The organism is Sphingobium sp. CR28 (assembly GCF_052327305.1).
Taxonomy (GTDB): domain Bacteria; phylum Pseudomonadota; class Alphaproteobacteria; order Sphingomonadales; family Sphingomonadaceae; genus Sphingobium.
On record NZ_CP182486.1, the window covers coordinates 1,460,719 to 1,477,953 of the forward strand.

Consider the following 17,235-nt stretch of genomic DNA (forward strand, 5'->3'; position numbering starts at 1 on the left):
CACGAAAGGCATAAAGGGCCGCCGGTTAATTGAAGCGTTATGTTCGCGTCAAACTACGACTGTATCGGGATCAGAATGCGATCCGCACGCCAGCGTTGGCCTTAAGCGTATAGCTCTCGCCAAAGTCCTTGAACGGGCTGTTGCCCGAGACTTCGCCGTAGAGGGTGATGCCCTTGGTCCAGCTCACGCTGGCACCCACGCCCAGTTCACCCCAGAGCCGCTCATTCGCATAATCGATCGGCGTGCCGGAGACGCTGGTGCGTGTTCCGTCGCGCCATTCGTAATTGAGGTTGACCAGGCCATAGATATGACTGCGACCGCCATCCCAGTCTTTCTGATGATCGAGCGAGATGCCCCAGCGGCTCTTTAGGCTATCACCCTTGTCGGCCGCGACAACAGCGTCCGCCGGATCGGCGAAGCGATCAAACCGGACGTTGGAATAGGCCATCTGGATCTGCGGCGTGACGCTCAGATTGCGGCCGACGGCGGAGCGCTTCCCGACCTCGACGCTGAATGCTTCGCCGCTGCCGTCATTATTCCTGGCGAGCTTGCCCAGGATGGCCGAGTTCAGATCGCTTTGATACCAGCTGCGCTGCGCCTGACCGTCGATATAGAAGCCATTGAGCCCGTACCAAGTCAGTGTCGCACCCAAGCCATAACCATCGGTCTTGAGCGAGCCATTGCCGAAGATCGAACGCACATGGCTGTTTGATCCGCCATAATAGGCAGTGACACCAGCGACCAAACGTTCGCCCTTGTCGGTTCCGGCAAACACATGGTCCGCTCCGAGTTGCATCTTCCAGCTGTTGACGTCCTGATCGGACATGCTGGTTGAGACGGCAGCGTTGGCGCGGCTGCGCGTGCCTTCCATCCTGCCCCAGATCCCGCTTCCCTCAGCGTTTGCGCCCGCTGCCCAGCTGCGGTTGCCGACACGCTGCTGTAGCGTCGACAAGCCGTTGAGCGCCTGAAGATTCGCGCCGTAGCTTTCGTAGATCGGCACGCCCGGCTGATAAAGCGGGGGGGTGGGCATATCGGGATCGACCGGATTAACCAGCGCCGAGCGCAGATACCAGTCGCCATCCGTGGGGCTGGAGGTGCTGCCCTGATAGAGGCGATAGCCATAAGCGCCGGCGATGACCGCCTGCTCACCGTTGAACACATAGTCGCCGTTGAGGGCAAAGGTGCCGTTGGATGCACCCGCCACATCGATGATCTTGATGCCTTCGACCGTCAAACCGCCAAGGCCGCCTCGGTTTGTCACATTAACCTGGGTGTTGCCAGACGTCGCGCCGGTCACCACGAGACGGCTCGTCGCCGAGCTGTCATCGCCCAGCACGGCCTCGATCGCCAAGGTGCCGCCAATGCCGGCATAGTCGCCCGCAACCGTCAGCGTGCCGATGCCGCCACGGCCCGGCGCGACAACGCCGCCATTGACGATGCTGCCGACCCGACCGGTGCCTTCCAGGCGTCCGGCCTGCGCGATGGTCACGGCGCTACCGAGCGTGCCGTCGACCGCCAATGCGCCGCCTGCGACATTGCTTGCCGCGACATAGCCGCTGCTGTCGCCGGTGAGCAGCAATGTGCCCGCACCTGCTTTGGTGAGCGCGCCGGTGCCGGAGAGCGCACCGGCTAACGTGAACGTCGTAGCCCGATCGGTCAGGATCGTGCTCTCTCCCGTAAGGGCGAAGACGCGATCGCTAGAGAGGCTGGCGGTCGTCTGCAAGGTGCCGCCGCCGATGCTGACGGCGCCTGCCGCATCACCCAGATTGGCGTCCGCCGAGATGGCCAGCGTGCCACCCTCGATCGCCGTGCCGCCCGTGTAACTGTTGCTGCCCGAGAGGATGAGCGTGCCCGCGTCGGTCTTCACCAATTGAGTCGCGCCTGCCACTTCGCTCGCGATGGTTGCGGTGAAGGCTGCGCCGGCCGTCGAGCCATCGCCGACCCGGATGATCGCCTGCGGTCCGGTCAGCTCAAGCATACCCCCTTCGATGGTATAGCCGTTCGCCGCAAACTGCATGCCCGATGCCGAGACCTGTCCGAGGCTGTTGTCGATAGTGACCTTGCCGCCGGTGCCCGCGAAGATCGCGAAGGCGCCATCGGCATAGGCCGCGTTCACTGCGCCTTCTGCATTGGTCCAGTTGTCGTTGCCGGTGCCGTTCTGCCACAGTCCATCGCCGCCATCGATGGCGTTGTTGAACTTGGGACCGGCCGCGCCATCCCAGAAGTTGAGCGCGAGACCATCGGTGTTGATCAGATTGATCTGGCCGGCGACCGACGTCTGGACGGTAGCTGTGCTGCCGCCCGGCATGATGCCGAGGCTGAGGCCATTGTTGGTCAACGCGCCACCATAGTTGAGGACGCGGTAGATACCCGCACCGAACTCACCCCCGGCGGGGACGGTGACGTCCAGCGTGCCGTCGAGCACCAGATCGCCGCCGACCTCGATCAGGTCGTTGAGCGCGCCGCCCACCGCATTGGCTTCACCGAACTGCATGGCAAGCGTCGAGCCCGAACCGAGCGACAGGTTGCCGCCAATGTTCAGCGTGCCCGGCAGACCGCCAACGCCGCCAGGGTTCAGCGTCGCGCCATCCGCGATAACAACATCGCCGCCAATCGTGCCGGTGCCGCCCAGCGTTGCGCCGGATGCAACGCCGGTGAGGCCGGCCGCCGCCGACTGATCGCCATTCACGAAAAGCGCGCCGGCATTGACCGTCGTACCGCCCGCATAGCTGTTGGCGCCCGAGAGGATGAGCGAACCAGCGCCATCCTTGGTCAAGCCGCCTGCCCCGCTCACCGCATTGGTCAGATCGAGCATGGTGTCCGCGTCGGTCAGGAGCGTGCCTGCACCAGTCAGATCGATCGCGCGACCGATGGTAAGGTCCGTCGTCGTCCGCAGCGTGCCGCCGTTGAAGCTGAGGGCGCTTGCAGCAGCGCCCAGATTGGCATCGTCCGAAATCTGCAGGATGCCGCCATTGATCGCCGTGCCGCCCGTATAGCTGTTCGTGCCGCTCAGGATCAGCGTGCCGAGATCGGATTTCACCAGCTGCGCCGCGCCGGTCAGCGCCGAATTGATCCTCGCGCTCGTGTTGACGCCTGCCGCCGTACCGTCGCCCACGCGGATTACCGCCTGCGTGCCGGTCAGGCTGATAGCGTCCCCGCTGATCGCATAGCCATCGGTCAAGAACTGCATGCCCGCTGTTTCGACGGTGCCCAGGCTCCCATCGACCGTAACATTGCCCGCCACGCCCATGAACACCGCGAAGGCGCTGTCCGCGAACGGCGCATTCGGGATGCTGCCATCATCCACCCAATTATCGTTGCCGGTGGAGTGCTGCCACGCACCATTGCCGCCATCGATGACGCCGTCATTCTTGGCCCCCGTACCATCCCAATAACGGAACGTCAGCCCGGACGTGTTCACCAAGTTCACCTGATTGGCGACCGAGGTTTGCACATAGAAGTCGGGCGACGGGATCGTGCCGATCACCAGACCATTGTCCGTGAGCGCGCCGGTGTAGTTGATGACGCGATAGATGCCTGGATCGAAACTGCCCCCCATGGCGGTCTCGACATTCAGCGTGCCGTCCAGCGTCAGGTTTCCGCCCACATTGACGAGATCGTTAAGTGGACCGCCCACCACATTGGCCTTGCCAAGGCTGACGTTGAGCGCAGAGCCACTCGCCAGATCAAGATTACCATTGATGGTGAGAGCTCCCGGCGCGGTGCCAAGAGCGCCCGGATTGAGCACAGCACCATCAGCCACGGTCACATTGCCGCCGATGGTTCCGATGCCGCCGAGCGTGCCCCCTGTCGCCACGGCAACGTTACCGCCCAGTGCGTTGTTCACGTACAGGGAGCCGCCCGAAATGGCGGTCGCGCCAGTGAAGGCGGAGCTGTCGCCGGTCAGGCTGGTGACACCTGCGACCTGGTTGATTGCGCCAGCCCCCGACATGGCTGATGCCAAGCTGTAATCAGGGTCGGTATGGTTGAAGTTCACCCGCGATGTCGCGCTGCCGAGGTGGAGCGTCGGCGCGTCGAACAGGCCCGCTGCCCCTGCAGCCAACCCCTCGCCGCCGCCAATGTTGAGAATGCCCGTCGCCGCAGCGTTGTCGGCAAGTATGAACGCTCCGCCGACGTCGACCCGCGCGTCCTCGGTCAGCGTGAGCGCACCCGTGCCGGTGCCGCTGCCGATGACGAGATCGCCGGTCGTGGCGAAGCTCGAGCTGGCTCCGGACACCGACAGACCTGCTGCCCCTGGTGCCGTCCCAAAGGTTGCGGATGTGAAGCTTGCGGCGCCACCCTGGTCGACGATGAAGTTGCCGGCGGTCATCAGCAGCGAGCTGGTACTCGTCCAGTTGGAGCCGGCACCGGTGATCGCCACGGAAAGCGGGGTCGTACTGGTCGCGGTGCCAATCTGGCTGGCACCGCCGGTGCGCAGCGTTCCGCCCGCGCCGACCGTCATGTTGAAGGGACCGTTGAAGGTTGCGCTTCCCCGGATACCGCCTGACACGTCGGCAAGCGAGTTCGCCCCCGTGACGTTGATCTGTGTAGAGACGGGGGATACAGCGCGTATGTCCACGCCGCCTGCCGTGAGCCGGAGTGTGCCGCCATTGGTGACGTTCACCATGGCCGAGCCGGAGCCGGCCAGATTTATGCTGCCAATGGCGGCGGTGCTGAAGACCGTATTTGCACCGTCAACGCTGAGCTTGGAACGACCTAGGGTCGTACTACCGCCAGAGGTGACGATGGCACCGTCAGCGATGCGAAGCTCGCCACCCAGTCCATTGATGAGCGTCCCCCCGCCATAATTGCTGTTACCCGTCAGGGTGGTCACCCCGGTGCCGGCTACCCGTAGGCTGCCGGTGCCAGTGATCGAACCGGCATAGGTATAGGCGTTTGAGCGATCGAAGGTCAGCGCGCCGTTGTTGAGCACATCACCCACGATCGAGCCGGTGGTGCCAGCACTACCGATCTGCAGCGTGCCCGCGCTGATCGTCGTGCCGCCGGTGTAGCTGTTATCGCCATGGAGGACGAATGTACCGGCACCGAGCTTGGTCAGTCCCCCGCTGCCGCTCAGCGCATTGAGCACGCCGTTCGAGGTTGCGGCGCTGGTGATGTCGATCGCGCCGCCGTTCGCACCCAGAATGTAGGTACGCAGGTTGGCGGAGCTGGCACCGGTCAGTTGCAGGGTGCCGCCATCGATCGTGACCGCCCCGGCGACGTCGCCGAGGAAGCTGTCACTGGCAGCCGAAAGCACGCCGCCGCTGATCAGCGTGCCGCCGGTGTAGCTGTTGCTTCCCGTCAGCACGAGCGTACCGGCGTCAGTCTTGACCAGTTGGGCCGCTCCGGTGAGTCCGGCAGCGATCGTTGTTACGAAGCCGGCGCCCGTTGCCGTGCCATCGCCTACCCGGACGACCGACTGCGGGTCGGTCAGGGTCAGCGCATCGCCCGTGACGAGATAGCCATCGCTGGCGAATTGCAAACCGGACGCTGTGACCGCGCCGCCGCCATTGTCGATCGTGACCGTGCCGCCGGTCCCGGCGAAGATCGCAAAAGCGCCATCCTCATAGGCCGCGTTCACCGCGCCTGCGGCGTTCGTCCAGTTCTTGTCCGTACCGCCGATATGCCAGGTGCCGTCACCGCCATCGACGAGGCCATTGACCTTCGGGCCGGCATCGCCATCCCAGAAGTTCAGCGCAAGTCCGGCGGCATTGATCAGATTAACCTGACCGGCCACCGAGGTCTGGACGGAAACATCGCTGCCGAATGGCATCGTGCCAAGCGTGAGGCCATTGTCCGTGAGCACGCCGCCATAGTTGAACACGCGGTAAATGCCGCCGCCGAAGGTACCGCCCACTGGCACATCGACATTGATGGTGCCGTCGAGCTGTAAGTTTCCGCCGACATTGATGAGATCGTTGAGCGGCCCGCCGGCGACGTCCGCTTGGCCGAACTCGAAATTGAGCACCGAACCAGCCGCCAGCTGCAGTCCGCCGTTGATCGTCATCGTGCCGGCGTTGATGGTGGTCGAACCGAGATAGCTGTTATTCGCGGTCAGGGTCACGATACCCGCGCCATTTTTAACCACCGATCCGGCGCCCGAGACCAGGTCGCTGAATCCGATATTATCGGAGCGGTTGAACACCAGCGAGCCGTTGTTCAACACGTCACCCGTGATCCAGCCGCCGGTCCCCCCATTGCCAAGCTGGAGCTGGCCTGCCGCGATGGTGGTTCCACCGGAATAGCTGTTGTCGGTCGTCAGGATCAGCCGGCCGTCCCCCGACTTGGTGAGGCTGCCCGGACCCGAAATCATGCCGCTGAGGGTGAAGGTCGTCGCATTATCGGTCAGGAACGTGCCGGTGCTTGCCAGCGTCGCACTGCGCGCGCTCGACATGTCGGCTGTCGTTTGCAGCGTACCGCCGTTGAAGGTGAGTGTACCGGCGGCAGCGCCCAGATTGGTGTCACTGGAAACCTTCAGGATACCGGCATTGATCGTTGTGCCGCCGGCATAGCTGTTGATGCCCGCCAGTGTTGTCGTGCCGGCGCCATCCTGCGTCACCGCGCCGCTACCGGAAATCAAGCCGTTGAAGGCGAGGTCGTTCGAACGGTTGAATATCAACAGGCCATTATCGACGACATCGCCGATGATGCTGCCGGTCGCGCCGCCATTGCCCAGTTGTAACGTGCCTGCCGAGATCGTCGTCCCGCCCGTATAGCTATTGTCGCCGGTCAGAACCGTGGTGCCAGCGCCGTTCTGCTGGAGCGCACCCGTCCCGACGATCGACCCCGCATAGGTCAGGCTATCGGATCGGTTGAACGCCAGCGTGCCGAAATTATTGACGATTGCGCTGGCGATGGAGCCTGTGGTGGTGCCACTTCCTATCGAGAGGAGGCCGCCGTTGATATTGGTAGAGCCGGTATAACTATGGTTGCCGGTCAGCACCCATGTGCCGCTGTCGTTCTTCGCGAGCGTGGTGACACCGGTGCCGGCATTGCCGATCGAGCCGGCCAGCGTGTTGTTGCCCGCATTGGTGCCGCCGAGCGCAATGGTCCGCGCCTGATTGTTGCTTGCCAGCGTGACCGGACCAGTGTCGGTGAAGACGACCGCGCCCGTACCGGAGGATTCGATGAAGGTGACGCCGGAGGACAGGGTGAACAGGCGGTTCGTGGTATCACCCGCACCGGTGTAGCGTAGCGTCGATCCGTTGCCGATGACAAGATTCGCCGCGGCCGCCGATGATGCACCGAGACTGCTTGCCAATCCGCCATCGGCCAGCTTGTCGACGCCGAGGACGCCGCCGCTGATCGTCGTGATGCCCGTATAGGTGCTGCCCGGATTGGTCAGAATCCAGGTGCCCGCATCGGTTTTGGTCAGGCGCGTGAGGCCAGTGCCGTTGTTCATGATCTGCGCGGCAAAGATATTGTCCGCCGTGTTTGCGCCGCCAAGCGTCAGTGTCTGCGCCGTATTCGCGCTGGCGAAGGTCAGCGGGCCAGCCTGCGTGAAGGCGATTGCGCCGGTGCCCCACGACTCGAGCCTGCTCGCGGCCGAAGCCCCGAGCGTGAACTGCCGGTCCGTGCTTCCGCCCGTGCCGACATATCGCAGCGCGCCACCGTTGATAACGAGATTGCTCGCCGCCGAGGAGGAGGATCCGATCGAGCTGTTCGCGCCGCCGTCGCCAAGGCAGTCGACCGCGAGCGTGCCGGCGTTGATGACCGTCGTTCCGCCATAGCTGCTCGAACAACCCGACAGTTGCTGGAAGCTGCCGCCATTCTTGATCAGGCCACCGCTTCCCGAGATCGCACCGCCATAGACGGCGGCGGCGCTGCCGCCGCTGCTGATCGTCAGCGTTGCCGTACCGAGGGTGGTATTGCCGCCCGTCGCGCCGCCGCCTATCAGATAGAGGACGCTATTATCGTAGCCGTCGAGGTCGAGCAGAACACCGGCCGTGTTGTCGAGCGACATGAAGCCGCTCCGCAAGGCCGTGGCCGAGCCGGCCTGCAAAGTGCCGTTTATCACACGCACATTACCGGTCGTATTGTTCACCCCGGACAGCAATAATGTGCCCGCACCATCCTTACTAATCTGCCCACTGCCGGTGATGTTCCCCAAAAATTCAAGCGTCGTCCCGGCGTTAAAGACGTTAAGAGCCCCGTTGCCAGTCATCGAGAAGCCGCGATCGGTCGAAACGCTGGCGCCTGTATAGGCGAGCGTACCGCCCGCGAAGACGAGGTTCGACGACGCTGCCGACGAAGCGCCGATGCCGCTCGCCTGCCCGCCATTGGCGATGCAGTCGATCGAAACGGCTCCGCCGATCGTCGTGACGCCGGTGTAGTCGTTGTTGCAGCCGCTGAACGTCTGGGTGAAACCGCCGATGCGGGTATAACCGCCCGTGCCGGTAATGCGGCCCGTGAAGATGCCGCCGCCGCCGCCCGTCGTCAGCGTCCGCCCGCCAAGATCGATCAGCCCGCCGCCGATAACAGCCGCAGCGCCGACGTCGAAACCGCCAAGGTCGAGTGTCGCGCCGCTATTGACGGTAATATAACGGCCGCCTGGACCAAACGCTTGCGCCGAACCTGCGCGCAGGACACCGGCATTAACGGTCGTATCGCCAGTATAGGTGTTGGCGCCGCTGAGGACGAGCGTACCCGCGCCGTCCTTGAAGAACGATCCCGCCCCCGTCGCGATACCGCCGACTGTTAACGTTGTGCCCGCATTGGCCACGTCGATGCCGCCCTGCCCGGCCTCGAGTGTAAAGCCGCGGTCGATGGCGACCGTGCCGCCGGTATATTGCAGCCGGCCGCCATTGCTCATCACGATATTGGCCGAATCGCTGCTCGCGGCGCCGATGCCGCTCACGGTGCCGCCACCGGACAGCGTGTTGACCGAAAGCGTGCTGCCGGCACCGGTAATCGTCGTAACACCGACATAGTCGTTCGCAGCGTTGGACAGCACCAGTGTGCCCCCGCCGGCCTTGGTCAGGCCCGCGTCGTCCGGACTCGTCACCAGGCCGGAGAATTCGACGGTGCGACTTCCATCGACCTGAATCGCCCGCTCGCTGCCTCCGTTTACCAGGGTGATACCGCGATCGGACACCGCGTCCGACCCCCCGATATAGGCAAGCGTGCCGTTTTCCAGTCGCAGATTTGCGGGATCGGCGGACGAAGCGCCAATGCTGCTGTTCACCCCGCCATTAGCGAGACTCGCCACCTCCAGCCTTCCGCCGCTCAGCGTCGTGCCGCCGGCATAGCTGTTGGCGCCCGTCAAGCGCACGGTGCCGCTACCGCTTTTGGCAAAGCTGGTCGAACCGCCATTGTTTACGATCGTCGACGCGATGGTGAATATACCGCCGCCATTTTGTTGCACGCCCAGAGTGCTGCCGCCCGTGCCACCGGTCAGGGCGCCCCCGGTGATTGTCTGGTTGTTGGGTCCCACCGAAGGAGCGACGATGATGGTGCCGTCGACACCCAGCGTCGCCGCTGGCGCGATCGTGACGGTGGTCGTCGGATCGAAGGTGGTGAACTGCAGGCCGGCAAGCTGCACATTGCTCGCCACGGTTCCCGAAAAGCTTTCAGCGTCGCCGTCGCTGTCCGAAATATATTGGCCGTCCGTCCAAAGGGACGCGTCATCCTGATCGGTATAGTCCGCATCGGTGAAGGCGACGATGTTGCCGCCGACAACCTTGGCATAATCTGTGCCGTTGATCGTGGCCCAACCGCCCAGACTCGTGTTGCTGGTGGTGAAATTGCCTGTAACCGGCAGCGCGAAGTCGATCAGGCCGCCTGCGCGGTTGATCGCGCCGAAATTGATCGTGACGCTGCCACTGCCGGATTGCGCGCCAATCACATTGTTGCCGGCGACGATGTTGAGGCCATTGAAGGTCTGAACATTATTCTGAGTCGTGCCAAAAACTCTTAGACTGCCGCCAGCCATGTTCAGCGTCGATGCGCTGGAAACAATATCGGTAACCGGTGCGCCGGGATTGTTGAAGCCGAGGGCGAGCGTGCCGCCATTGACCGTAGTGGCACCGGTGTAGCTGTTCGCCCCGCTGAGGGTCAGGGTGCCCGTGCCGGCCTTGGTCAAACCGCCGGTGCCCGTGATGCTCCCGGCAAAAACAACGTCTGCGGCCGTAGCCACGGTGAGATTGGCTGAACCCAGCGCCACAGTTCCACTCGAGCCGGTCAGCGACGGGGCGATCAGATCATAACCGCCCAGATCCAGTGTGCCGCCATTCACGATGAAACCGGTGGCCGCGCCAAAGGCCGAGGCAGTGCCCGCCTTCAACGTTCCCGCATTGACCGTCACACTGCCCGTGAAATCACTGGCGCCGCCGAGAACCCAGGTGCCGGCGCCGTTTCCGATCAGATTGCCAGCGCCGGAAATGGCGCCCGAGAAGATATTCTCGCCAGAAAAAGTTCCACCCAGCGTCAGACTGTCGGCCGCGCCGCCGACGGCGAAGGTTGCCGCGCCGCTCAGATTCAGCGCACCCGTCCCGTCGTTCAGAATCCCACCAGCGCCGTTGGCGATCCACACGCGATTACTGCTGCTACCCGTACCGGTGTAGCTTAGCGATCCGGTGCTTAACGTGATGTTCGTGCCGGCACCGAGTGAACTGACTGCGCCAATATCCGCCAGAACCGACGCCTTGACGAGACCGCCGATACTGGCCGCACCGATGAATGTGTTGGCGCCGCCCAACGTGACGACATTGCCGTTGGCTCCATTGAACGCGTAAGCACCCCCGCTCAATATGCCGAAAAGTTCGAGGTTAGCGGTTTCGGCATAGAAACTGCTGCCCGTTGAAACGTCGACATCGCCCGTGATCGTCAGCGTGCCCGTTCCCTGGTTCCGGATGATCGCGCCGTTGCCGTTGATGTCCCAGTTCCGGTTCGAACTGTCGCCATCGCCCAGATAGATGATGCTGTCAGTATACTGGCTTTGTTGATTGAAGACGATCGTGCCATCGAGCACTGTCACCGGCGCGCCGAGTGAGCTCGCCTGCCCGAGATCGCCGATCGAGGTGAAACGCGCAGAGCAGACGCCATTGCAACCGGAAAAGATGGTTTGACCCGTGTAGGTGCTGGCATCGTTGCTCATCGTCACGCCGCTGGCTGCAACGGATACCCGGCCGTTGCCTGTGATCAACGCGGACCCTGCGCCCGCGCCTTCCAGGATCAAGGTGCCCGCGTTGCCGATCGTGACGGTGCGGTTTGTGCCGGCACCGGTGATCGACAGCCGAACCGTGGCTCCGGCACCAGTAAAAATATTGTTTGCGGCATTGCCCAAGGCAGCGTCGCTGCCCGCATAGATGCTGCCGAGGTTGAGAAGAATGTCTCCCGTAAAGCTATTGACGCCGTTCAGTATCAATCCGCCGGCGCCGGCTTTGGTCAGGCCGGCCGAGCCTGCGACCACGGAATCTATGATGGTGTTTCCGCTGTTCGTCGCGATGGTCGGCGCCACACTTGCAAGTGTCAACGTGTTGCCGGTCAGGGTGTATCCAGCCACGTTGAAAGTGAGGTTATGAACGGTGATCGGCGCCGCGAGGGTCACCGTCCCTGCGGTGCCGCCGAAGATAGCGTTGTCGAGAGCCGCATTCGTCCAAGGAAGGTTATAAGGACCGCTGACGCCGTCGCCACTGGGGCTCCAGTTTAGATTGCCGAGGTTCCAGGTGCCGGTGCCACCGGTGCCAACTGCGGTGCCATTCGCATCCCAGTTTCTGTCTGCATTCTGAGCCTGCGCCGGCAAAGCCGTTGCTAACAGAATCAGCGCAGCAAGAGAGCTACCTGAAAGCAAGCGCCGCGACACTTGACCGACTTTTCGGCCGTGCTGATCGACTGCATTGCTCATCGGATACTCCTCACACACACAAGCACCCGTTCCAGCAGTCGCTGGCGGGACCAATTGGACTAATTTCAGTTATAAGGTCAGGCGCCTTGGAGACACGAAGCACCGCAAGCCGCAGATTATTTGCCTTGGCACGATGCCTCCATCCCCCAATTGGTACCCCCGCCAGCTCGGTTGAGTTCGGAGGCTTTGCAACGCTCCACAGCGTCGCACAACAAATCGACCATCGCTTCCTGAGGCATCATCGATTAAGACGACAAGCTCGATACAATTGGAGCTTTGTCGCCCAACCGTTATCAAATCATTACCAGTGCATTTAATTTTCAGTTTTCGGCGAGATGCCCATTAGCAATTGTAAACTCTTGCAAATTTGCACACGTCAAGCGTGTGCGCGCTTCTGCGGAAGCGCATGCGTTGCCGCCGAATGTACAGTTGTGCCTAACTCGCAGTTTGAGCATCAGCATGAACCTCATCGCCTCTGATCGCTCGCCACCATCCGCGTTGACAGAGGCGGGGCACGCTTTGAGACGCAACGAACTCTGGAAGGCGGAGACTCTGATCCGAGCCCACCTAGCGTTGGCTCCTGACGACTTCGAAGCCGCGAGGCTCCTTGCTGGGGTGGTAGCAACGATGGGATCGTTCGCCGAGGCCGAAGCATTGCTGCGTCGAGTGATTGAACGCGCGCCGGCATTCGTTCTCGCCTATGCGGACCTGGCATCGCTCCTATGTCGCCTGAACCGCGCAGAGGAAGGCATTGCCTTACTCGATAACGCCATTGAGGATCCCGACCGGCATCTTTGGGCTCTGTCACTCAAGGCAAACATTCTCACCACTGAGCGACGCGTCGAGGAAGCGCTCCATGTTCACGAACAGTTAGTCGTGCGCGCATCCGAAGCAGCTGTCCCCTGGATAAACTACGCTCATGCGCTGAAAACAGTAGGACGGCTCGAGGACGCCGTCGCTGCCTATCGAAGATCATTGGCAATCGATCGCTCTAACGGCTTTGCCTGGTGGGGGCTGGCCAATCTCCGGACGGTCCGTCTGGGGAGCCATGATGTCATCTTGCTTGAGCAGGCGCTGAAAGAAGCAAGCGATGACCTGCAGCGAGTTCATCTTCATTTTGCGCTTGGGAAGGCCCTGGGCGACCTGAGCCAATTCGAACTCTCCTTCCATCATTATCAGAAGGCGAACGATATCCGAGGCAGGCTCGTGCCGTACAAGGCCATTGACGGCTTCGTGCGTGATGCTGAAGCCATATTCACGGCCGAACTTTTCGCAAAGAGCGACAATGTGGGCATGGACGGTTCCGAAGCGATTTTCATCGTGGGAATGCCCCGCTCGGGCTCCACGTTGGTCGAACAAATTCTCGCCAGTCATCCAATGGTCGAAGGGTTGGGCGAATTGTTCGAACTTCAGAACATAGTCACCCAAATCTCGCATGCAGATCCACGGACGACGTGGCCGAAAATCGTTGCAAGATTCTCAGCCCATGAACTCCGGGCGCTAGGGCAAAGCTATCTGAGTTCAACGCGCCGCTACCGGAGGACAGACCGGCCGTTTTTCACGGATAAAATGCCTTCCAACTGGCAGTATATCGGCTTGCTCCGCATGATCCTGCCCAATGCAAAGATCATCGACGTTAGGAGAGATCCGGTCGCATGCTGCTTTTCGAACTTCACCACATACTTCAATTTGCAGACGAGCGTTCCGAACAGCCTCGCGGCCCTTGCCCGGCATTACCGGAGCTATGTCCGCCTGGTTTCTTATTTCGACGCGATTCAGCCAGGCCGAAACCACCTGGTGCAATTGGAACGGCTAATCGAAAACACTGAGGTGGAAGTAAGTCAGATGCTCGCGTACCTCGAGCTGCCATTCGAAACGAACTGTTTGCACTTTCACGAAAATCCAAGGATCATTGACACGCCTAGCTCGGAGCAGGTCCGCACGCCCATCAACAGGGACGGGATCAGCAGGTGGCGGAACTACGAACCATGGATCGCGCCGTTGCAGGACGATCTCGGCTCGATTGGTGAACCCAATCTGCGGTTCGCGTCTCTGTCGAGGTCAGGAAATCCTGACGAACGTTCCAGCTGAGAGGACAGCACCGCACCGTCGCGATTCATGACGAACCGGATGTAAGGCACGCCTTGCTGGCGCCGCGTCATGGCCAGTTTCGGGTAGCGTTTCGCCTGATTGAGCGCCCCCAGCACCTGTCCTTCCCACATCGGCTTCGCATCACTGGGCGGCGGCACTGGCGGTATCGGTTTTGGGTCGCGGCGGAGCCACTTGCTCTGCTGGCAGGCGAGGTGGAGGCGGGCTTACTGGATCAACGGCAACTTCACCGGGAGTGAGTACCACTCCGGCGCGGAGAGGACCACCGAGATATAGTCGGCGCCGGCGGTCTGGGAGGACTTGATCCAGCCGGCGCCCAGTTCCAAGCCGTTCTTGCGGCTGATGATCGGTAGTCGAGCTCGGCTTCCTTCACCTTGCGGGTGTTGGGAATGATCTCGATCGGGCCGCTGCTTCCAGCGCCGTGAGTCGCACCTGCGGATCTCCGCGACAGGCCCGCGGCGAGTCTCTCTCGCCACCCTCAACCCGTCACGGACGGGCCGGCCTCCCTCTCACTCTCAAGAGCGGGGCGGCACAGGGCGGCAGGCCCTGCATGAAGGGGTATGGCGCGACCCGGTACGGCATCAGGGGGAGGCATTTCCCTCCGAAACTTCTACGCCAAAGGGCGAAACTCGACGCCAATGCACGCGAACAGGGTGGACGACGAAGCAAAACGAGTCGGCGCTCTGTGCTGAGCATCGAGATAATGCGTTGTTTTCTTCGGAAACTTGGAGCTGGAGAAGGGATTCGAAACCTCGACCCCAACTTGGCAAGTTTGTGCAAAATAGTTCTGCTGACAGATTGCTGACATTGAATATGTCGGCATGATTGTCAGCAACCAATTGCCCAATATTTTCCAGCTTATGTCACTGTTTATGCATTGTAAAAATGGTGCTGCCGGTGAGGATTGAACTCACGACCTCAGCCTTACCAAGGATGCGCTCTACCACTGAGCTACGGCAGCACGACGCGAAACAGGAGACTATCCTGAAATCATCGAGAGGCCGGGCCTATGGCGATGAGCGCGGGGGATGTCAAGCAAACGGGCCTCCGCAAGTTCGCGCCTTGCGCGCGCATCTCGCAATGGACAAGATCGCGCTCCTGCACGCAGGACAATCAGAGTGAAGGACGATAAAATGGACCGGGCCGACAAGCTGGCAGAGGCGCTGCGCGCAAACCTGCGCCGCCGCAAGCAGCAGGCCCGGACCCGTGCCCGGCCGGAGGACGAGACGCCCCCACCCCGCACCTGCAGCACGCCAGCGGCAGAGGAATAGCGCAACTCACGGTTTAAGCGCGATTCGCGCCCAACCCTCATTCCGCTGCAATAGAAAATAACGTTTATTTTCAGTCTATTAATGGCAAATCGCGGACTCGAAACGAGAAAGCTGAGTCAACAGTTTTATTTCAGATTTTTGACGCTCGGGCCGCTTGATCCGGGCTCCGGCGACTGCCAGAAGTTCCCTCGGAACGTCGCCCGACTCGTGGCCGATGTTGCAGCACATGTATTTTGAGTAGTTGAACACGGAAGAAGTGGGCTTCCGTGATGGGACTTTATTTGCCCGAAAACTGGGGCCGGCGGCGATTGCTGCCGGGTGGGTCATCTGATCGTGGGGCAGAACCGAATGCGAGAATATCAACGGATCGTGGCCGCCGAGGCAGGAGAGGTCGAAGGAATGCCGCAGGATGCGAGCATCGAGCGAGTCCGCAGTGCGTGGGCAACCATCCGGACGGGGCTCCGCCGCGATCTGGGAAGCCGGGTGTTCGACCAGTGGCTGCGTGGAGTCGCCGTCGGGCCGCTGTGCACGCGGACGCAGACGCTCGATCTGCTCGCACCGTCCGCTTTCGTCGCAAGCTATGTAGCCAGCAACTATGGCCAGCGTCTTCGGCTCGCCTGGCGCGCAGCCAATGTCGGCGTGGCCGATGTCCGCATTCTGCGATCCGCTTCGGCGCCGGAAGTCCTTGAGGTCGTTCCAGCGGAGGCCGACGAAAGCGCCACCCAGCCGCAACCGCTGGCCAGGATCCGCAATGGCTTCGAGCCGCGCCACAGCTTTGCGACCTTCGTCGTCGACGAAAGCAACGCGCTTGCCTGCTCGGCGGCCCGCGCCATGGCGGAGAAGGAAGCGCCTGCCTTCAATCCTCTGTTCATCCACGGGGCGACGGGGCTGGGCAAGACACATCTGCTCCACGCCATCGCCGCACGCTATCAAGACGTGCATGGTGCCAGCCTGCGTGACGGCGATATTCTCTACATGACTGCCGAAAAGTTCATGACCGAGTTCGTGACCGCGATCCGGGCCAATGACACCATGGCATTCAAGGCGCGCCTGCGCGCCGCGCGGCTGCTGCTCATCGACGACATCCAGTTCATCGCTGGCAAAGGCCCGACGCAGGAGGAGTTCCTGCATACTGTCAATGCGCTCGTCGATTCGGGTGCGCGGATCGCGATCGCGGCCGATCGCCCTCCGCAGCAGCTGGGCGCGGTCGATCCGCGTATTCTCTCGCGCCTTGCTGGTGGTCTCGTCGCGGATGTGCAGCAGCCCTCGCTCAACCTGCGTCTGGCGATATTGCGGGCGCGCCGCGAGCGTGCCGCGCCGATCATCGTGCCCGAGGACGTGATCGAGCTGCTCGCGCGGTCGATCCGCGCGAGCGTCCGCGAGCTGGAAGGCGCGTTCAACAAGCTGGTGGCGAACGCCCAGTTGCGCGACATGCCCATCACGCTGGAGCTGGCGCAGGGCCTGCTCAGCGACACGCTTCGTGCCAGCAACCGCCGCATCACGATCGACGAGATCCAGCGCGCCTGTGCTGCGCACTATCGCATCGACGCGTCCGAGATGCGCTCGCGTCGGCGTTCCGTCGCCATTGCGCGCCCGCGCCAGATCGCCATGTATCTGGCCAAGAAGCTCACGCCCCGTTCGCTGCCCGAGATCGGGCGGATTTTCGGCGGTCGTGACCACACGACGGTGATGCATGCCGTCAAGCGGATCGAGGAAATGCGCTCGGCCAACCCGGACATGGACGCCGACATCCGCGCGATCCAGCAGCGTCTCGAAATCTGATAGCGCTCACTGCGGGTAATCGACATTCAGCCCTGACGGCCTGCAAATGGCGTTTTTTCAAGCTTCCGGTGCTCACGTACATTTGAGTACGCTGCGCTCCGGGTCTCTCAAACCGCCATTTTCGTCGCATCATCATCTGAATGTCGATTGCCCCCTAGGCGGTGTGGACAAATTTCCCGATGAGCCGGGGTGGCGTGCTGCAGGATGAGGGCATCTGCGAATGCGGAG

The 17,235-nt window shown here is 62.1% G+C and carries 6 protein-coding genes and 1 tRNA gene; 3 read left to right on the forward strand and 4 right to left on the reverse strand.

Going from position 1 to position 17,235, the window contains the following annotated elements; all coding sequences use genetic code 11:
* Positions 1 to 70 precede the first annotated feature (70 nt).
* A complete protein-coding gene (locus ACNAOH_RS06920) occupies positions 71 to 11,845 on the reverse strand; it encodes an autotransporter-associated beta strand repeat-containing protein (RefSeq protein ID WP_443969467.1) in 11,775 nt (3,924 codons plus the stop codon).
* A 459-nt stretch (positions 11,846 to 12,304) separates the two neighbouring features.
* Here ACNAOH_RS06920 and ACNAOH_RS06925 point away from each other — a divergent pair, with 459 nt between their 5' ends.
* Entirely contained in the window at positions 12,305 to 13,936 is a 1,632-nt protein-coding gene (locus tag ACNAOH_RS06925; RefSeq protein WP_443969468.1) for a sulfotransferase, read from the forward strand.
* Here the strand turns inward: ACNAOH_RS06925 and ACNAOH_RS06930 are convergent.
* The 3 genes from ACNAOH_RS06930 to ACNAOH_RS06940 all read right to left on the reverse strand — a co-directional run bounded on the left by ACNAOH_RS06930 (position 13,825) and on the right by ACNAOH_RS06940 (position 14,915).
* Positions 13,825 to 14,067 carry a TonB family protein gene (locus ACNAOH_RS06930; protein WP_443972073.1) on the reverse strand — a complete coding sequence of 81 codons (243 nt, stop codon included), beginning with the start codon at positions 14,065 to 14,067 and terminating at the stop codon, positions 13,825 to 13,827. The two genes, ACNAOH_RS06925 and ACNAOH_RS06930, sit on opposite strands and share 112 nt — an antisense overlap.
* 93 nt (positions 14,068 to 14,160) lie before the next feature.
* Positions 14,161 to 14,430: a DUF736 family protein gene (locus tag ACNAOH_RS06935; protein ID WP_443969469.1), complete on the reverse strand. Its 270-nt coding sequence runs from the start codon at positions 14,428 to 14,430 to the stop codon at positions 14,161 to 14,163.
* A 410-nt stretch (positions 14,431 to 14,840) separates the two neighbouring features.
* Positions 14,841 to 14,915, reverse strand: a tRNA-Thr gene (locus tag ACNAOH_RS06940).
* Positions 14,916 to 15,072: 157 nt separating this feature from the next.
* Here ACNAOH_RS06940 and ACNAOH_RS06945 point away from each other — a divergent pair.
* Complete coding sequence (locus ACNAOH_RS06945) at positions 15,073 to 15,225, forward strand: hypothetical protein (protein WP_443969470.1); 153 nt, start codon at positions 15,073 to 15,075, stop codon at positions 15,223 to 15,225.
* 399 nt (positions 15,226 to 15,624) lie between these two features.
* Positions 15,625 to 17,007: a chromosomal replication initiator protein DnaA gene (dnaA, locus tag ACNAOH_RS06950; protein ID WP_443972074.1), complete on the forward strand. Its 1,383-nt coding sequence runs from the start codon at positions 15,625 to 15,627 to the stop codon at positions 17,005 to 17,007.
* Positions 17,008 to 17,235 lie beyond the last annotated feature (228 nt).